At 38.2% G+C, this 19,001-nt stretch carries 13 protein-coding genes, 1 tRNA gene and 2 pseudogenes; 7 read left to right on the top strand and 9 right to left on the bottom strand.

Annotated elements, in window-relative coordinates; all coding sequences use genetic code 11:
* Positions 1 to 176: 176 nt before the first annotated feature.
* From PN497_RS03775 to PN497_RS03755, 5 genes and pseudogenes are all read right to left on the bottom strand, one after another.
* The gene (locus PN497_RS03775; RefSeq protein WP_096571185.1) at positions 177 to 530 is read right to left on the bottom strand and encodes a hypothetical protein; all 354 of its coding nucleotides are present in this window, start codon (positions 528 to 530) and stop codon (positions 177 to 179) included.
* Positions 531 to 672: 142 nt separating this feature from the next.
* Positions 673 to 2,421 (bottom strand): VWA domain-containing protein, encoded by a 1,749-nt coding sequence (locus PN497_RS03770; protein ID WP_272109659.1) that lies wholly within the window; start codon positions 2,419 to 2,421, stop codon positions 673 to 675.
* Between the two features lie 48 nt (positions 2,422 to 2,469).
* Positions 2,470 to 3,111, bottom strand: coding sequence for a hypothetical protein (locus tag PN497_RS03765; protein WP_096571181.1), 642 nt, complete (start codon positions 3,109 to 3,111; stop codon positions 2,470 to 2,472).
* Positions 3,112 to 3,203: 92 nt separating this feature from the next.
* A pseudogene (locus tag PN497_RS03760) lies at positions 3,204 to 3,359 on the bottom strand (cation:dicarboxylate symporter family transporter); the annotation flags it as partial.
* 140 nt (positions 3,360 to 3,499) lie between these two features.
* The gene (locus tag PN497_RS03755; RefSeq protein WP_096571179.1) at positions 3,500 to 3,808 is read right to left on the bottom strand and encodes a tetratricopeptide repeat protein; all 309 of its coding nucleotides are present in this window, start codon (positions 3,806 to 3,808) and stop codon (positions 3,500 to 3,502) included.
* Positions 3,809 to 4,215: 407 nt separating this feature from the next.
* On the opposite strand from PN497_RS03755, the gene PN497_RS03750 reads away from it, so the two are divergent.
* The gene (locus PN497_RS03750; protein WP_096571177.1) at positions 4,216 to 6,591 is read left to right on the top strand and encodes a bifunctional serine/threonine-protein kinase/ABC transporter substrate-binding protein; all 2,376 of its coding nucleotides are present in this window, start codon (positions 4,216 to 4,218) and stop codon (positions 6,589 to 6,591) included.
* Positions 6,592 to 6,652: 61 nt separating this feature from the next.
* On the opposite strand, the gene PN497_RS03745 is transcribed toward PN497_RS03750, so the two are convergent.
* From PN497_RS03745 to PN497_RS03735, 3 genes are all read right to left on the bottom strand, one after another.
* Positions 6,653 to 6,811 (bottom strand): hypothetical protein, encoded by a 159-nt coding sequence (locus PN497_RS03745; protein ID WP_272109656.1) that lies wholly within the window; start codon positions 6,809 to 6,811, stop codon positions 6,653 to 6,655.
* A 73-nt stretch (positions 6,812 to 6,884) separates the two neighbouring features.
* Positions 6,885 to 6,956, bottom strand: a tRNA-Lys gene (locus PN497_RS03740).
* Between the two features lie 58 nt (positions 6,957 to 7,014).
* On the bottom strand, positions 7,015 to 7,884 hold the full coding sequence (locus PN497_RS03735) for an aldose epimerase family protein (protein ID WP_096572797.1): 870 nt from the start codon (positions 7,882 to 7,884) through the stop codon (positions 7,015 to 7,017).
* 26 nt (positions 7,885 to 7,910) lie between these two features.
* On the opposite strand from PN497_RS03735, the gene PN497_RS03730 reads away from it, so the two are divergent.
* A complete protein-coding gene (locus tag PN497_RS03730) occupies positions 7,911 to 8,036 on the top strand; it encodes a hypothetical protein (protein ID WP_272109654.1) in 126 nt (41 codons plus the stop codon).
* Here the strand turns inward: PN497_RS03730 and pdhA are convergent.
* Positions 8,014 to 9,051: a pyruvate dehydrogenase (acetyl-transferring) E1 component subunit alpha gene (pdhA, locus tag PN497_RS03725; protein ID WP_096571175.1), complete on the bottom strand. Its 1,038-nt coding sequence runs from the start codon at positions 9,049 to 9,051 to the stop codon at positions 8,014 to 8,016. The two genes, PN497_RS03730 and pdhA, sit on opposite strands and share 23 nt — an antisense overlap.
* Positions 9,052 to 10,284: 1,233 nt before the next feature.
* On the opposite strand from pdhA, the gene PN497_RS03720 reads away from it, so the two are divergent.
* The 5 genes and pseudogenes from PN497_RS03720 to PN497_RS03700 all read left to right on the top strand — a co-directional run bounded on the left by PN497_RS03720 (position 10,285) and on the right by PN497_RS03700 (position 18,453).
* Entirely contained in the window at positions 10,285 to 12,627 is a 2,343-nt protein-coding gene (locus PN497_RS03720; protein WP_096571171.1) for an IMS domain-containing protein, read from the top strand.
* A gap of 134 nt (positions 12,628 to 12,761) precedes the next feature.
* Entirely contained in the window at positions 12,762 to 14,519 is a 1,758-nt protein-coding gene (gene argS / locus PN497_RS03715; protein ID WP_096571169.1) for an arginine--tRNA ligase, read from the top strand.
* 218 nt (positions 14,520 to 14,737) lie between these two features.
* Positions 14,738 to 15,127 carry a hypothetical protein gene (locus PN497_RS03710; RefSeq protein ID WP_096571167.1) on the top strand — a complete coding sequence of 130 codons (390 nt, stop codon included), beginning with the start codon at positions 14,738 to 14,740 and terminating at the stop codon, positions 15,125 to 15,127.
* A gap of 406 nt (positions 15,128 to 15,533) precedes the next feature.
* Positions 15,534 to 17,858 carry a WD40 repeat domain-containing protein gene (locus PN497_RS03705; RefSeq protein WP_096571165.1) on the top strand — a complete coding sequence of 775 codons (2,325 nt, stop codon included), beginning with the start codon at positions 15,534 to 15,536 and terminating at the stop codon, positions 17,856 to 17,858.
* 15 nt (positions 17,859 to 17,873) lie between these two features.
* Positions 17,874 to 18,453: pseudogene (locus tag PN497_RS03700) on the top strand (CatB-related O-acetyltransferase).
* Positions 18,454 to 19,001: the final 548 nt, after the last annotated feature.

Here is a 19,001-nt window from a genome sequence, read left to right as displayed (position 1 = left end):
CAAAGGTTAGAGGCTGATAAACACAGAAATTAGTGCAAGGGTTTTGAAGGGTATACCGGAAAAAGTGTGCATTTTTGGGGATTTCAAGAGATGGCAAAGAAATTTTCAAATCTCCTCCTGACTCCTGACTCCTGACTCCTATGCCCTCACGGAAAGACTTTCTCAGCAAACCCTATTTAATTGTTAATCAAACGACAACTCAATAATTGAGCTTTTGGATAAGTTTTCTGTAGCTGAGATTGTCGTTTTAAATTTGGGCGACCGTAGGTGGATAACTGGCTAATTACTGATGGTTGCGGTGGAAGTGAGAATTTTTCTTGGCTCAAATCATCAAATAAAATTACTGTATGTAATTGGGAAGTTTGATATTTTTGAGCGTAGGTTTGTGCTACTTTCTGCCATTGTTCAGGAGGACAGTAACTTTTATCAATAAGTAAAATTGCACGTGGAGAAATTTGTGCGATCGCCACTCCCGCAATCAAAAATAATCCCCAACCCCATCCTAAAACTTTGAACAAAGAACGATTCATACATTTACAAATTATTCACAAGTTGGTGTAATTCTTCTCTGAAGAAATCAGATCCCCGACTTCTGTCCATTAGTCATAATTTATTGGACTTATCAAAAGAAGAAGTCGGGGATCGACCTTATTGATTAAACTACCTGAATCCTTACAAGTTGGTTTGCAACAGTTCGGTGAATAGTGTTTGTAGTTTTTGCGGATCGCTGGATTTCACAGTAGTTTCTCGCAACTTCGCAATTTCTTGTAATTCATTTTGATTAACTTCTCCATAACCGATGGGATAGAAACGCACACCACTATATTTGAGAACATTGGCGATTTCGTTAAACCGTAATCCTGTATTCACTTCACCATCACTCAGCAGTAGCAAATAAAATCTTCCATTAGGATCAGTTTTTTGACGTTCCATTAGTTCTGATAAACCGACTATCATCCCGTCATACATAGCTGTTTCTCCATCAGCGATGAGGGAATCAGCGGCCGCTAACAAACGTTTGTGTTGTTGTGTATTAAAAGGAGCAAGGGGAAGTATTTGTTGAGGGCGATCGCTAAATGCAACTAGTCCCACATAGTTACCAGGATTAATTGACTGTGCAGCAATTCGCAGACTGTTTTTGACAGCTTGTAGGCGATCGCCTTCCATTGAACCACTGGTATCAATAACCATCATCAAGTTAACTGTCCGTCCGCCGTCTTTACGCTGTTTCCAATAAGACTGCGCCGCTTTCAGAACTGCACCATTAGGAATGGGTGGTAAAACCCGACTTTTGAACTGTTCATCCGCATTAAAGCCTTGTGCTTTGGCTAACTGCTGCATTTCTGGAGATAAAGCAAATTCACTAAATCGCCGTAAACCTTCATTTTGGGACGCAGTATTCCAATTAAACCCCACCAAAGGATTATCATTAGCTACTCCAAAGGGGATAAACACCACATCTTCAAATCCTGGCAGTTTCTTCAAAGTTTGGTAACTTTGATATTGTAGAGGAAACGCTTGTAGTTTTTGGTTGTCGCGGATAAAAATATCTTTCAATTCAAGAGTTGTCAGCGTTGTAATTAACACCTGATTTTGAAATTTATCAAATACCGAATTTACCTGTGGTGATTGTAATTCAGAGGTAGTGAGAGGTTTACCATCTTGATCATGTCCTGCACTCCGCCAAAATAAAGTGTACAGTAAATTTAAGGATGTACTGCTACTGTAAGGATTGGGATAGCCAACGGTGATTTTACCCGATAAAATAGCATCTAGTAGTTTTTCAAAGGTGACATCACCGTTTTTTGCTAGTTCTTGATTAGCTTTCCCATCCACCACAAAACCAACAAAGTCAGATACTAATTTGGGAGTAATAATTGAAGTTGTGACTCCTTCAGATGCCAAAAGTTTTAACAATAGCTGATTAGAAGGGGAAAACCCAGCCGGACTTGCTTTTTTAGCCGCTAAAATTCTTGTGGCAGTACCAGAGGGAATATTGCGAATTCCTACCTGAAGAATTTGCCCAGAACTATTAGTAATTTTTTTGGCATTAAAGGCTTCTGCAACATCCACCAGCCAACGTTCATCTTGCTTTTGGGCATTGGATTTTTCCGCCGAACCAAAAATTTCAACATAAGCAATATTACTATCAGTTGATGGCTTGGCACCATAGAGAGGAAAATCTTCCATATTTGGTAAAGGTTCTGCTAATTTTTTAATACTGTAACCTTGGGCAACTGCATCAGAAATTGTAGCTTTTTCGATGGAGATTTGAGGTAATAAAGATTCTTGTACAACCCGGTAAGCACTGTCAAAAGAATCTACTTCAGGGGTGGTACAGAACAATATTGATGCGCTAATTACAGACATCCACAAAAACAAGACAAAGATGTGTTTTCGGAGTTTTCTAACAATTTTCATGGCTATTTTTAGATGATAGAATTTTAACACGCAAAGATGAGAATATGTTTAGTGGAGGGCGGTTTTATTTGCTGTAATTATCAATTGCAAAGTTTTGGGAAGATTGATATTAGGATGAGTATGATTGAGGTGGGAGAGTAGGATTTGATCCTGTAATTGTTGTAATTCGTCGTGTGTTTGTTGGAGGCGATCGCAACTAATTTGTAACTGTTCCTGGGCTAAGGGACGATAGGTGGAAGATTGCACTTGATTAACTGTTACTAAAGCGAAAACTACCTGCTGAGTCAGAGAGATTACGGTATACAAAGCCTCTAATAATTCGGGAATTAAACTAGGTTCTATTTGAGCAATTTGAGTAGCGAATTGTTGAGTTGCTTCTGCCCATTGATAAGCTTGTCGCCAAGTTGTTTGAGAACTTTTATCTATCTGGGGTTCAAGTTTTTTCAAATGCGCCAGAAAAGTCTCGCGTTCTAATAGATTGTGTGTTGATTTTGGCAAAGATTGGTTCACATTCCAACACCAAAACGCTATCATTCCTAATGCGATCGCACCACCAACACCAATCACTAACCGAGTCGTTCCCAATATCACCACAAAGCCAACGTATCCGATAATTGCCCCAGCTACAAGCCAGTAAGTTTGCTGGTAGCGCGTCACATTCAATAAATATCCAGAAATAATGCGATTCATCTTAAGCCTGCATTTAAAAACTCTCATTCTCTCTGCGTCTTTGGGACTCTGCGTGAGATAAATCATCTCCCAAATACGGAACATATTCAGAATTATTTACCAATTTCAATTTGCTGTTTTTGACCATCCAACAAACAACTAATAGTCATATCACCCATCAGATTAATTGCAGTGCGACAACGATCAAGAAACCAATCAACCGTAATCAATAAAGCAATATATTGAGTTGGCAAACCTACCGAAGTAAAATTCCCAGGATGGTGGCTAGAATGAGAGCGATCGCAATTTGCAATGATAAAGGAAATTGCTTCAAGAAAATAAAACCTTTGGATTTACTCATGATTTTCATCACTATTAATATTTGACAAATGATTGATTGTCTTAATCTCTAACTGATGACAGCATCAGTTGATTTATTGTTAATTTCTTTAATTATGTTCATTACCTCTTGGTACTCGGCTATTTTCCCTTTTTGTTGAAAGATATCAGCCGCTTTCTGTAAATCCTCAGTAGCACCTTTCACGTCTCCTAATTGCAAACGGGCAATACCTCTGATGCCGTAAGCTTCAGCAACGTTAGGATTAATACGTATAGCTTGGTCGAAATTCTCAATTGCCCCTTGCCAGTTTCCGAATAGCAAGCAGAAAACACCTAGATTGAGGTATGTTTCCTCATCTTGCTCAGAGTTCAACTCCATGATGATGGATGATTGTCTGTCTAAAGCCGTACTAGGAGAAGCTTTAATCTGAAATCTGATCGTGGGCTTTTCCCACAGCAGATATCGCTTGTGTAGACAACGAAAGGACTAACGTAACCGTAGCAGCAGCAGTTGAGATAAAACGCTTCATGGATTTCTCCTTAATGCTGAGGTATATTAGTAATTTCGCTGAATTAGTTGGTGTGCGCTAGTCCAGTTTTGGCTCACTCAGTCACTGATCTAAAAGTGAGCTTGACAAATTATTGATTAGCCATTAATAAGCGCCAAGGATGACATGATTTCGTTACGGTACGTAAGCTTTTTGGTACTTTTGCGTAATTCCATTTAAAATATCTGTATTATTTGCTTAATTATTTGCTTAATTATTTGGTGATCGTCCTGAGTTTATGGCTTATTGCATCAATCCCGATTGTTCACGGCGCAAAAATCCTGATAACTGTGCCGTATGTCAAAACTGTCAAACGCCGCTGATACTACAAAATCGCTATTTAATCAAACATCCCTTGCAAGCTGAACAAGATAACTATACAAGGTATACAGAAGTATTTGAAATTCAAGATTTACTTAACCCAGAAAAGCCGAAAGTTCTTAAATCTCTCAAAGAAGTCTCACCAGAACTAGAGCGACTCTTTGAGCAAGAAGCATCAATTCTGATCAGTTTACGACATCCTGGTTTACCTGTTGGTGAAGTGATATTTCCGCTTGTTTTAAATACAAATCGCCAATTACGCTGTTTTGTCATGGAGAAAATACCAGGACAAGATTTACAAATTTGGCTATCTAAAAATAAATATTTAACATCTTATAAAATAGCATTAAATTGGCTGACCCAAATAACGGAGATTTTGCAATTTGTTCATGAGCAGAAGTTATTCCATCGCGATATTAAACCTGCAAATATTATGCTTCGTCCTGATGGCAAATTAGTGTTAATTGATTTTGGGACTGCACGGAAATTAACCCAAACTATTGTTAACGGTAAGCAGGTGACAGTTATTCATTCCATTGGTTACACTGCTCCCGAACAACGTGACGGTTACGCTGTTTTACAATCAGATTTTTATGCCTTGGGTCGGACTTTGATTTATTTACTAACAGGTATTGACCCCGCAGGCGATAACTATGAAGATTTACTTAATTGGTCTAAATATATCAAAGATCCAAAAACTCCGAAAAAATTAATTACCCTAATTCAAACGATGACCGTTGCTGACTGTAAGCAACGCCCAAAAAACGCGCAAGTTATTCTTGAGCAAATCGCGCAGATTGAAAAACATCCCCACCTGCAATGGCAAAAATTATTATTAACAACAACTTGTGGTGTTTTGCTGCTAATTGTTGGTAAACAAATATATCAAGAAATTGCCATCCCTCGCACTTGTGACCAAACACTAGACGATCATCTCAGTTGCGGCGAAGAAAGTCTGATTCCTAGTAGTTTTTGGGGAAATGGTCAGCCTCCACCAGCCAAACAATTAGCTATTGAAAAATATCGCCAGCAAAATTTTGCGAAGGCTGTGAATTTATTTGAAGCCGCTTTCAATCAAGAAGCAGATGCAGAAACTTTAATCTACCTCAATAATGCCAAAATTCAAATCCAATTCCCAGCCAATAAGATTTATACAATTGCCGTTGCAGTTTCCCTAGAACGTTCTACTGCTATGGGTCTACAAATACTCAGGGGTGCGGCTCAAGCTCAAACTGAGGCACTAGAAAAAGGTCAGCCTCTGCGAATTATCATTGCTGATGATAGTAATCGTCCAAATGCTCAAGGTACAATCGTCAATACTGCCCTCAAAGTTGCCGAGCGTTTGGTAAAGTATCGTGATTTACTAGCTGTTGTTGGTCACTATACCAGCGACACCACTAACCTAACCTTGCCTATTTATAGCCGAGAAAAATTAGTGTTAGTTTCTCCTACTGCAACCTCCCATAATCTCAAAGGGCCCTTTTTTTTCCGGACCGTCTCTAGTACTGCCGTTGCCGGACCAAGAATGGCAACTTATGTATTTTCCGAACTAAAACAACGCAAAGCAGCAGTTTTTTATAGTGAAGGTAGTGAGTATGCTGAATCTCTAGCCAATCAGTTCCGAGCATCAGCAAGGTCGTTATCTGGTCATGTGATTGACCACCAACCAGCTTTTAATCTCGCCAGCAATAAATTTGATGCCAAAATAGCATTAAATCAAGCGCAAAGCCAAGGAGCAACGGCAATTGTCCTGATTCCTGATGCTGGTGTGGGATTGCGTGATAGCATTCAAGAAGCCTTAGAGGTCATTCAATCAAACGTCAACCAATCTTGGATAATTGCAGGTAATAGTCTCTACAATCCTGATTTATTAACATCAGATCAGATTACATCTTCACCAGGAATTAAACGCACAGTTTGGGCAATACCTTGGCATCCCATGAACGAAATTAACTCCGCGTTTGCAGAGCAAGCTCAAACTTTGTGGAAAATCACTAATTTCCCCACCAACACAGAGATTACTTGGCGCAGTGTCAATAGCTATGATGCTGTGTTGGTATTAAGTAAAGCTTTAGAGCAAAACCCTACACGGAAGGGTATTCAGCAAGTGTTGTCTAGCTCCAACTTTTCCGTTGCAGGTGCGACTGGAGTGGTGCGTTTTGTTGACAGCGAACCCAACAATGGGAAAATCACAATGGTGAAACTACAACCTAATTGTCATTCCAGTGGTTTTGTATTTATAGTTCCAAAAAACATAGACAAAGATCTCATACCTTTCATTTGCCGGGAATAACTCCGACGGGGCGAACTACAACGCCCCCTATCCCTAGACTAAAAGCTGTCGGGACTAATTGTCATATTTCACCCCATTCTTCCGTTGTGGGTATGGTTATATTTTCTGGAGTTGGAGTTTCTATAAAAGTTATTAAAACTGGACTTTCTATGATATTGGCTGGAATTTCAGTTAACTCGATTTTACCATTCCGGTAGATTCCTTGAACAGTCTTTAGCATAGTTCATTATCTCCAACAACCCTTAAATCCTGGAAATCCTGATTCAGACAAAATATCATCATTTGGCTTTTTATGGGTCGCCCGGGATTCGAACCCGGAACTAATCGGTTAAAAGCCGAGTACTCTACCGTTGAGTTAGCGACCCTTTTGCATTTCGCAACTTTTTTAATATAACAAACTCTCTCTAGATTGTCAACTGTTTTTCAGAAAAAATCCGCAGTTAATTTCACCGAGGTAGTTTTGCTTGCTCCTGGCGCTAACACAGTTAGGTTTTCACCAGTATTGAGCGAGTTGCGTCCAGCCGTCCAAGGTTCAAGACAATAAAAATCCTTACCCTTCAACGTCCAGAAGACCAGCATAGCATAGATATCATCATAGTCAAGGGTCAATTTCAACTTGCGGCTATGATCTGTAACTGCTGCTGACTGACTCCGCAAATGACCAAAAGCAAAATCTATCTCATCCCTTGCAAAATCGAAATGACCGTTAAACGGGTGCATTTCCTTGGTTTTCTGGTCTAGATACTGTCCAGAGGGAATATTAAACTCTAACTGGGACTTATCACCACACTGAAAATAGGGATGAAACCCAGCCGAAAACGGCATCGGCACATTAGACAGATTTTGATAAACCTGATCGATGACCAAAGAATTACCTTGTAGCGTGTAGGTAAAAGTTAGCTGAAAATCAAAAGGATAAACAGCGCGTGTTACCTCATTACTTTTGAGAACTACGCTTAAACTAACCTTACCTTCAGTAACTTGGTTTGTCACTTCCCAAGGTAAATCTCGCCCAAAGCCGTGCTGTTTCAGAGTATATTGTTTACCGTTGTAGGTGTAAGTATTATCCGGCAAATTCCCACAGATAGGAAACAAAATGGGGACACCGCCACGAATACTTAACTCTGGGTTAGCGAACCTTTCTGTATCTAAATAGAGAATTTCCTGACCTTGCAAACGCCAACGAGTAATAATACCCCCTCTTTCTGGTACTACTTCCAGATGAGAACCAGCCGTAGTATCCGCGAGGATGTAGGTTTTGTATTGTTGTTGTTGTTCAGTAATGGTAAACATATTTGGTGATTGGTGATTGGTGATTGGTGATTGGTGATTGGGAAAATACAAATAATTTCCCCCTGCTCCCCTGCTCCCTGCTCCCCTGCTTCTTTCCCAGTCCCCAGTCCCCAGTCCCCAGTCCCCAACCTATTCGTCTTCTGCAAAGATAAAGCGATATAATTCGCTCGCATCTGGTTCGGGACTGCTTTCTGCGAATTTCACCGCATCCTCAATCACACCCTGAATTTTCTTTTCAATGTCTTTGAGTTCTGCTTCTGTAGCTAGGTTGTGTTCTACCAAATAAGCACCTAGCTTTTTAATCGGATCACGAGAAAACCAAAAATCTTTTTCTTCTTTGCTGCGGAGTTCGTCGGGATCTGCTAAAGAGTGACCACGGAAACGATAGGTGAGGGCTTCAATGAGGGTGGGTCCTTCCCCTGCACGGGCGCGGGCTACGGCTTCTTGGGCGACTTGGCGCACTGCTAAAATATCCATCCCGTCTACTTCCACGCCTACCATGTTAAACACGCTGGCTTTTTTGTAAATTTCGGGATCTGATGTTGCCCGTTCGTGAGCCATGCCAATCGCCCACTTATTATTTTCTACCACAAAAATAATTGGCAGTTTCCAAAGTGCTGCCATATTTAAAGTCTCGAAAAATTGCCCGTTGTTAGCAGCACCGTCACCAAAGAAACAAGCAGTTACTTGATCTGCTGTTTTGTCTCCTAAGACTTCCCGACGGTATTTACTTTGAAAAGCTGCCCCAGATGCGACGGGAATACCTTCAGCTACGAAAGCATAGCCACCTAATAAACGATGTTCAGCAGAAAACATATGCATTGAACCACCGCGCCCTTTGCTGCATCCTGTGGCCTTACCAAATAATTCTGCCATTACCTCTCTAGCTGGTACTCCTGCACTCAAAGCGTGAACGTGGTCACGGTAGGTACTGGAAACGAAGTCTTCACCAGGTCGCATTGCTCCCCGAATAATACCACTGGAAACGGCTTCTTGTCCGTTGTACAGGTGGACAAAACCAAACATTTTTCCCCGGTAGTACATTTCGGCGCATTTGTCTTCAAAAAAGCGCCCTAAAGTCATGTCTTCGTATAATTCCAGTCCTTCTGCTTTGGTAATCTGGACTGTAGAAGTATCAAATTTGGGTAACGTGCGTTCTTGAACCATTATTGTGAAGTATCCCTGTCGTAAAAGTTAAAGCTACGGTTTTAAAGTTATAGCAGGAGTCAGGAGTCGTAGGGGCGAACTAGGGGCGAAGTAGGGGCGAAGCCTGCCTGTCGGCAGACAGGCATTCGGAAAATAACCTGTAATCAAAATTGATAATTTATCGCCCGAATGCTGATGCTTCCAGCACGCTTCGCGAACGCCCTTACAGGAAAATAGCCTTGGACAAAAATTGATCATGGGTTGCCCGAATGCTTCGCCCTTACAGGAGTCAAGAGTCAAGAGTAAAACGGCCTTAGTATCTGACCTTGAAATTAGATTCTCCACCTCATTTCTCTGTAATCTGCTGTAAGCAAGTCTTAATAATGTTAGCTGGAAATAGGGCAGCCTTGGTAAAAGTCAATCTGCTAACTATAAAATCTTCATTTCTGACTTAAAAAAGATTGGTATGGAATAGTTAAGGTGTAATTTTGCCATTTTTTAATGTTTATTGCCTATTTTTGGTCTTTGGTGTCGTAACTGTGGCTTTTTATGTTCGCTCTTTAAGTTAGCAATCAGAATAGTCGTTTTTCTGCATAGCCATTAACAATTTTCTGATCTTAATATCAGGTCTGCCTCAAAAATCTTCTTCCCTACTCTTTCTTGGTGTTGCCACAGTCATTGAAATTTTTTGTGTAAAAATTTACTCTTTGTTAAGTAATGGTCATAAAAAATTAATCGTGCTATATTGTGTTATTAAGTTATCAGCATTAATCAATTGTAGTGCAGTTTTATTACTAAGACACTGTAAACAGCTAAAACAAATTACGAATTTTATATTATAGTTGGTTCAACATCTCTACCACTATCAAAAGCTTTAGTTGTGTGTTGAAATGTAAAAGTCTGATAAGAGTATATCTATAATTTAGCAGATATATATAATAAGGCAAAGATACATTAAACATACATAAGGCAATGATAACCGAAAGCTAATTTACTTCAGGCTAGTGCATCAGGTAATATCTTGGGGGAAATACTGGTGCTGTGCTAAATCAACAGCTGAAAATAATTCTGGGGATATATTTATTCTTAGCAAGAAACAAAAAAAACTGTTACGATATACACTCAACTGGTATATTATACACGGTATTATTAAAGCTATGATTATGGCACGGTTTTACAAGCCTGGAATGCTCTAGGTTAATCATGTCCGTCTCTGGGAGATGCCACGTAAACACAGTGCAGGGGAAGTAGGCTGTGCGAATTCCGCTTGATTACTACCGAATTTTAGGACTACCGTTGGCGGCAAGTGAGGAACAATTGCGGCAAGCTTATAGCGATCGCATTGTTCAATTGCCAAGACGGGAATATTCCATTGCAGCTATATCCTCTCGTAAACAACTCATAGAAGAAGCTTACGTGGTTTTATCAAATCCCAGAGAACGCAGTACCTACGATCAGGCTTATCTAGCCCAAGCATACAATCCAGATCGGCTTGGGGCAACATCGCTATTAGAAAACAGCACCGAAACCATTAACCGCAATCACGATGTTCAAAGTCTCAGCATCGAAATTGCCCCAGATGAATTAGTGGGTGCTTTATTGCTTCTCCAAGAGTTGGGAGAATACGAATTAGTGCTGAAGCTAGGTCGTCCACACCTAGTAAATAGAAATAAACCCGCAGGGGTGAAAGTAGGATCTCATCTTAACAGTGAGGAATTTTTTGCCAGTCCTGAACTGCCAGATATTATTCTCACAGTGGCTTTAGCTTGTTTGGAACTGGGACGGGAACAATGGCAGCAAGGTAATTATGAAAATGCTGCTATATCATTGGAAACTGGGGAAGAATTACTAATGCGTGAAGGTCTGTTTCCTAATGTGCAAGCGGAAATTGCCGCAGATCTGTGTAAGCTACGCCCCTATAGAATTCTAGAGTTGTTGGAACTACCTCTAGAAAAAACCAAAGAACGCCGTCAAGGTTTAGAATTATTACACAGTATTTTAGAAGAGCGGGGTGGAATTGATGGTAGTGGTAATGACCAATCTGGTTTAAATATAGATGATTTTCTGAGATTTATTCAACAGTTACGCAACCATTTGACAGTTGCAGAACAGCATAAATTATTTGAAGCTGAAAGTAAGCGTCCTTCTGCTGTGTCTACATATTTAGCAGTTTATGCCCTAATCGCCAGGGGTTTTGCCCAACGTCAACCAGCTTTAATTCGTCAGGCAAAGCAAATGTTAATTCGTCTTGGTAAGCGTCAAGATGTGCATTTAGAACAGTCTCTCTGTGCTTTGTTACTTGGACAAACCGAAGAAGCAACTCGTGTTTTGGAACTAAGTCAGGAATATGAAGCTTTAGCTATTATTCGGGAAAAATCTCAAGATTCCCCAGATTTGTTACCAGGATTGTGTTTGTACTGTGAACATTGGTTACAACAAGAGGTATTTCCTCATTTTCGAGATTTAGTCAAAAAACAAGCTTCTTTAAAAGAATATTTTGCTGATAAACAGGTACAAGCTTATTTAGAAGCTTTACCAAAAGATACACAAGCAACTGATGAATGGACTACAATTAATAAACAGTTTTTTACCTCACCAACAATTAATAGTACCCGTTATCACAGCTATCACAATGTTAGTAATGGGATTAATCATGGGGTTAGTAATGGGACAGTAAATCACAACTATACACCTGATCCTGAGTTTTACACCTCAGCACCCAGCGAAGTACCCGAATCTGCTAACTATTCTCCACCAGAATGGCATTCTAGGAGATACAGCAACAGTCACACCCCAGAAATGCCAGAACCGTCGGCGACAGCAGAAGAGGCAGGAACTGAATATTACCAGCAAATCAATGCCGGTAATTATGATGTAACGAGTCAAACTAAAAAGCGTAGAAGGCGCAAGCCCGTTGCAGTTAATAGTCGAAGTCTGGTTTCGGAACATCAACATTCTCATGCTCGACGACGGCGCACTTTTGCTAACTCATTAGATGCAAAAACTCGCTTAGTTTGGCTGGTGTTTCTATCTATGGGAGGTTTGTTAGTTTTTTGGTTGTTAGTTTCTACAGTCTGGGGATGGTTTAACAATGTGTTTTTCCCCCAACCAACTGTCCAGGGAACACCCTTGGCTATAGAATTGAATCAACCACCAGTCACCATTCCTGAACCCAATAGCAGCAAACCAGAAGTACCTGAAGGTCAATTGACACCAGCGATCGCCCAGGACGTGATTGAAAAGTGGTTATCCACTAAAGCCGCTGTTTTTGGTCCAGATCATCAAATTAATCGTTTAAATGAAATTTTAACTGTTTCTGCAATACCACAATGGCAATCAATTGTCAAGCAGGATATAGCAGAAAAACGCTATCGCAAGTATGAACATGATGTCAAGGTAGAATTTGTCAATCAAACCAGCAATATGTCAGATAATGCCGTGGTAGAAGCTACAGTAAGGGAAGTTACCCACTTTTATCAACGAAATCAATTTCAACAGACTTCTCAGGATCGCTTGCGGGTGCGTTATGATTTAATTCGCAAACAAGGTTCTTGGCGGATTCAAGGAATGACAGTTGTTAAAACACTGAACAGTTAAAATAATTCGTAATTCGTAATTCGTAATTCGTAATTAACTGTTATCAAGTTAAAATAATCAAGCATTTGGCAATATAACAATTTCTAGCAGCCGATCGCACCTTTAATACAGATCAGAACAAATAAGATTTGAACATGAAAGCTACACAAGAACAACTAAAAATTAAACTACAACAAGCTTTGGCGGCTGCATTTGGATCAGATTATACTCAAGTAGATCCCATTTTAGTACCTGCAAGTAATCCTAAATTTGGTGATTTTCAAGCCAATGTGGCTTTATCTTTGAGTAAAAAATTGGGAATGCAACCAAGAGCGATCGCCACTGCTATTGTAGAAAAATTAGATGTATCTGATATTTGTGAACCACCAGAAATTGCTGGACCTGGTTTTATTAATTTAAAATTACAAACATCCTATCTCGAAGCACAACTCAACGCCATTAAAACAGATCCCCGTTTAGGAGTTCCCAAAGTACAAAACCCACAAAAGGAAATAGTTGATTTTTCTAGTCCCAACATTGCCAAAGAAATGCACGTAGGACATCTACGTTCTACAATTATCGGTGATTGTATTGCGCGGATTTTAGAATTTCGCGGACATGAAGTATTAAGATTAAATCATGTCGGTGACTGGGGTACACAATTTGGGATGTTAATTGCTTATTTGCGGGAAGTTTACCCCGAAGCATTAACTACTGCTAACGCTTTAGATATAGGAGATTTAGTTAGTTTTTATCGCCAAGCAAAACAAAGATTTGATGCAGATGAAAACTTTCAAGAAACAGCACGTCAAGAAGTCGTAAGATTACAAGCAGGAGCAGAAGATACCCTTCATGCTTGGAAACTATTATGTGAACAATCAAGAAAAGAATTTCAAGTAATTTATGATTTACTCGATATCAAATTAATTGAAAGAGGAGAATCATTTTATAACCCCTTATTACCCAAAGTAGTAGCAGATTTAGAAACAGCAGGATTAGTAGAAGAAAACCAAGGAGCAAAATGTGTTTTCTTGGAAGGTTTTACTAATAGAGAAGGTGAACCTTTACCCTTAATTGTGCAGAAATCAGATGGCGGTTATAACTATGCAACCACAGATTTAGCAGCACTACGTTATAGAATTGAAGAAGATCAAGCAAAACGGATAATTTACGTCACCGATGCAGGACAAGCAAACCACTTTGCTCAATTTTTCCAAGTTGCAAAAAAAGCAGATTGGATAGCAAATGATGTGGAAATTGTTCACGTTCCCTTCGGTTTAGTTTTAGGAGATGACGGGAAGAAATTTAAAACTCGTTCTGGGGATACAGTCCGGTTAAAAGACTTATTAGATGAAGCAATATCTCGCTCTCGAACAGATTTAGAAGCAAGATTAAAAGAAGAAAGTCGAGAAGAAACAGAACAGTTTATTAAAAATGTTGCTGATGTCGTTGGTATTAGTGCGGTAAAATATGCCGATTTAAGCCAAAATCGTACTAGCAATTATGTTTTTAGTTATGATAAAATGCTTTCCTTAAAAGGCAATACAGCGCCTTATATGTTATATGCTTATGTAAGGACTCAAGGCATTAGTAGAGAAGGCAATATTGACTTTGCAAATTTAGGAACAGATGCCAAAATAATCCTCAAAGAAGATACAGAATTAACCCTAGCGAAACACATATTACAACTAGATGAAATAATTGCCGAAGTAGAACAGGATTTATTACCAAATCGCCTCTGTGAGTATTTGTATAACCTCAGCGAAAAATTTAATAAATTCTATGATAAATGTCCAGTCTTAAAATCAGAAGAACCCATCAAAACATCACGTTTGATGTTATGCTATTTAACAGCAAGAACCCTAAAACTAGGATTAGATTTGCTGGGAATTAAGGTATTAGAAAGGATGTAGTGAATAAAAGCTATTGATAGCGAAAAGACGCAGAGAGAAATTATCTTCTTTTGCGTCTTTTTCAAATTCAGGCACTTATGCTATTCCAATACGTCGTATAAACTGTTGTACTAGCAATAGTCATATTTGGAAAGCATACCCTTGCTTTTCTTAGTCTTTATTTCTCTATCACTTCCTTTCTTTCTTTGCGTCTTTGCGTCTTTGCGTGAGATATAAAAATGAAACCAGTATTTATTATCAAAACACTCATCACATCCTTGGGTTTCTTAGTATTATTCAACCCCAGTCAAGCATCTGCACAAATTGTACCCCAACCTTGGGTTTCCGTCGGTGGAAAAGATGGAGACGTTACTTACGCTGTAGGTGCTAAAGCATTAAGTTTAGGTGTAGAAGTAGGAACAGGTGAAGACGGTGCTACAGGTGCAGATGTCTTAAAATTCATCAATTTACCTGTAATTTCTCCTTACGTTGGAGTTGGTTACTATTCAGAAGATAAAGGTGTAGCTTTTTCCGGTGGTGTACAAGCAAACGCCACCAAACATATTTTTCTCGGTGCGGGATACCATTCTATACGCGGTTTCAATGGACAACTAGGAATAAAATTCTAATTATCCAAAAATTAGAAATTTGAGACAATAATCATAGCTAAAAATAGCAGCTATTAGCTAAAATTTAGAGTTTACATTAGTCTCAACTCAATCACGCTAATTTATCAAAATAACAAACTAAATTCCTCAATATATATGGAAATTTGCTAGTCAAACATTAGCTAGGTTGTCAATTTAGCCGATGTTTGACATTTTTATGGTTGCTATCAATTCATTTATATTATAATCTTTAGTTAGTCACTCAAAATTATGCCTTAAGATAGTAGTATAGGGAATATGTATTAATTTTCTCAATCAAAAGTAGAAGTAGGTCAAGAAGATTACCTGTGTGGAAATTTCATAGTTCTTGTAATTAAGTTAACAAAAGATTTGGATTATTGTATTAGATAGTCATTAGGATTTTTTTATGCAACCAGGATTAAATCTACTCATTCAACTGGTATTAGAGTTTGCACCTGTGATGGTAAACATCATCCAAAAACAAACATCAAGTAACTCAAAAACCGACAATTTGCCAATTTCCCAAGTAATTCAAGATTTCATTCACACAGTAGATAATGTTACAAAATTAGATATTACTAAAGCTGAGTTAAACCAGCAACAGCAATTAGCAGTTTACCATCATGCCACACAATTAAAAATAGCTAATCAAGAAAAAGAAACAGCAATTAGACTACCAGAAGTGCATAAAATTCTGGATAATTGGCCATTGAGATTATATCCTTCCCAACTTTTAGAATCTTCTATTAATTATCAACACACACCATTAAAAGTTTTGTTAGCAGCACCACAAATACAGTTTGATAAATTTGAGGTGCAACCTTCAAAACTTACTGATGAAATTGAACTAAAATTAGCTGAAGGTTTGCGTGAATTTATCAATAATTATTATTCTTTGCATTATCAAGAAAGACCCATAGAATTTTTAGCTGGTGCTTGGGATAGTAAACGGTTTCATAGTGAATCTAGCATCAAGGCTTTATTTAGTGCTTTAAAAAACCAACCTACTTTAATTTTAGAATCAGAAAAAGATGGAGATTGTCTAAATTTCCGCATTGGTTATTGGGGATTAGGACAAGATAATTATTACTATAAAACTATTTATAAATTACCCTATAAGCAAATTTTACAAGATTCTGCTAAAAATCGGGCTTTAGAATGGAGAAATGTTAAAAATCAATTGTTAGCATTAGGTGAAGATTTAGAAGTAATTAACGATTTAGGTAAAGAGAAAAACCGCAATTTGGTAATTTTAGAGAAGATAGAAAAATGGCAATCTCAAGGAATAGATGTTAGTCATTTATCAGTAGAATATGAAATTTCTTCCCAAGACTGGGAATATCTTTATCAAGTTTTAATTACCTCTCATTGTTTAGTTACTGCTTGGGTGACAGATGTTTATCACTTGGTGCATTATGATGTACCTCCCTTGTTACCAAAATTGCTACCAAGTTTAATTAATGAAGGAATAGATAGACAAGTTTTAGAGGTAATTACTGATAGTTATAAACAACTTTACGAAGCTTTCAAAAATGAAAGACGGTTAAAAGTTCCAGAAATTGCTTTACAATTAGCTCAAAGTTTATCTCATGTTTCTAATTCTTTTTGGTTACAGGAACAAGTTGATTACTCCATTAATACCTGGTTGCAAATACGGCAAGTATCATTAACAGAAGTCACTCACCCATTAAAGGCAATGCAACTAGCATTGAAAATCGATGATGAGAATTATATCACTACTTTAAAACAATATTTTGCCGCTATTGGTGATAGTGATAATATTATTTATGTAGAGAGTCTTTTAGAAGAAATAGCCATTCTGAAAAATAATCGTAATTTGGAAATGGCGCATCTTAACTATACTCTCAATGGACATTCTGGGAAAGTTTCTTCTGTAGCAATAAGTCCAGATCATGAGATTTTAGTTAGTGGATGTGCAGATAAAACCATCAATATTTGGAATCTACAAACTGGTAAATTAATTCGTACTCTCACAGGAAATTTAGGTGCTGTTTCGTCTGTAGCTATCAGTCCAGATAGTAATTTTTTGGCTGTGGGTAGTTGTGAACATCCACAAAGTAATGTCAAAGTATGGCATTTGAAAACTGGTAAACTAATCCATACACTTTTAGGACATCAAAAACCAGTTAATGTAGTTACAATTAGTCCCGATTGTAAAATTCTTGCTAGTGGCAGTAATAAAATCAAAATTTGGAATTTACAAAAAGGAGAAAGAATTTGTACTTTGTGGCATTCATCAGAAGTTCACGCAGTTGCCATAAGTCCAGATGGTACAATTCTCGCTAGTGGCAGTTCAGATCACAAAATTAGATTGTGGAATCCCCGCACAGGTGATCATTTACGTACTATTGCAGGTCATTTAGGAGAAGTTACATCAATAGCTATCAGTCCCAATGGAGAATATTTGTTTAGTGGTAGTGCTGACTCTACTATTAAAATTTGGCAGTTAAGTACAGGTAAGTTAATAAATACTTTAAATGGACATACAAATAAAGTAAAATCTTTGGCTGTGAGTCCAAATTGTGAATTTATCTGTAGTGGTAGTGCTGACTCTACTATTAAAATTTGGGATATTTCTACAGGTGAAGTTTTACAAACTTTAACAGGACATTCTGGGGTAGTAAATTCTATTTCCCTGAGTGCAGATGGTAAAGTTCTTGCTAGTGGTAGTTCAGATAAAACTGTTAAAATTTGGCAATTGATGAAATAGGAAAGTGAGAATTTAATGGAATTAATAGAACAATTTAGACCAAATCCTCAAAATCCCTATCCAATAGCAGAACATCACCGAGTTTGCTTTATTAACAACTGCATCAAATCACCCAATATTATGATTGGTGACTGGTGATGACTCTTTAATTATTGGTAAGTTTTGTGCGATCGCCACTCATGTAAAATTCATCATGAACGGTGCAAATCAAAAACTTGATGGAATTTCTACATACCCATTTCCCATTTTTGGTAATGGTTGGGAAAGTGCAATGAATGATTTAATGAACTTACCCAGAAAAGGTGATATTGTTATCGGTAATGATGTTTGGATTGGTTATGATTCTTTAATTATGCCAGGAGTAAAAATTGGTGATGGTGCTGTAATTGCAGCACGTTCTGTAGTAGTTAAAGATATTCCACCTTATACTATGGTAGGTGGTAATCCCGCAGTTCCTATTAAGCAGCGTTTTAGTAATGAAGAAATAGAAATCCTACTTTCTATTCGTTGGTGGGATTGGAAAATTGAGAAAATCACCCGTAATATTGATGTGATTAGGAATGGTGATATTCAAAAGTTGCAAGATGCAGTTTAATCTAATATAAACCGGGAACATTCCAATTTTAAAAAAGTGGGTGTGTCAAATATCAAGAATCTATTTATTTACAAAATTTATTCTGACGCACCTTATCAATGTGCCAGTTGCGTAAGTCCTGTGTAGTATTATTTTAGTTTTTTACCTAGTTTTGGAGGTTTGCGCTACGTTTTTTTATACCAATACAGCCAGTTAGGTAAATGCTATTATAGAACTACGCTCTAGGCAAGAGACAATAAGCAAGAGTCCAATACTGTTCGGTTAAGGATTTTTCTAGGTTGGGTTGAACGAAGTGAAACCCAACAAACCCTTGTAAATGTTGGGTTATGCCTTCGGCACGCTTCGCGAACGTTCCTCAACCCAACCTACGTTATTTCGTTGTTTTGGGCTTAACCTTCAATATAAACTTTCTACAGTCGCCAAAACAAAAACCCCCTCTAAATAAATAGAGGAGGCATTGTTGTTAAATTGTTGTTAAATATTAAACCTGGCATCGAGCTATTGTGACAGAGGGCAACCCCTCAACTATCGTCGCCGCAGCAGCGTTT

It is taken from the genome of Sphaerospermopsis kisseleviana CS-549 (assembly GCF_028329225.1).
Lineage (GTDB): Bacteria > Cyanobacteriota > Cyanobacteriia > Cyanobacteriales > Nostocaceae > Sphaerospermopsis > Sphaerospermopsis kisseleviana.
The sequence above is the reverse complement of the archived record's forward strand: the minus strand, read 5'-3'. Positions and strand labels throughout refer to the sequence as shown.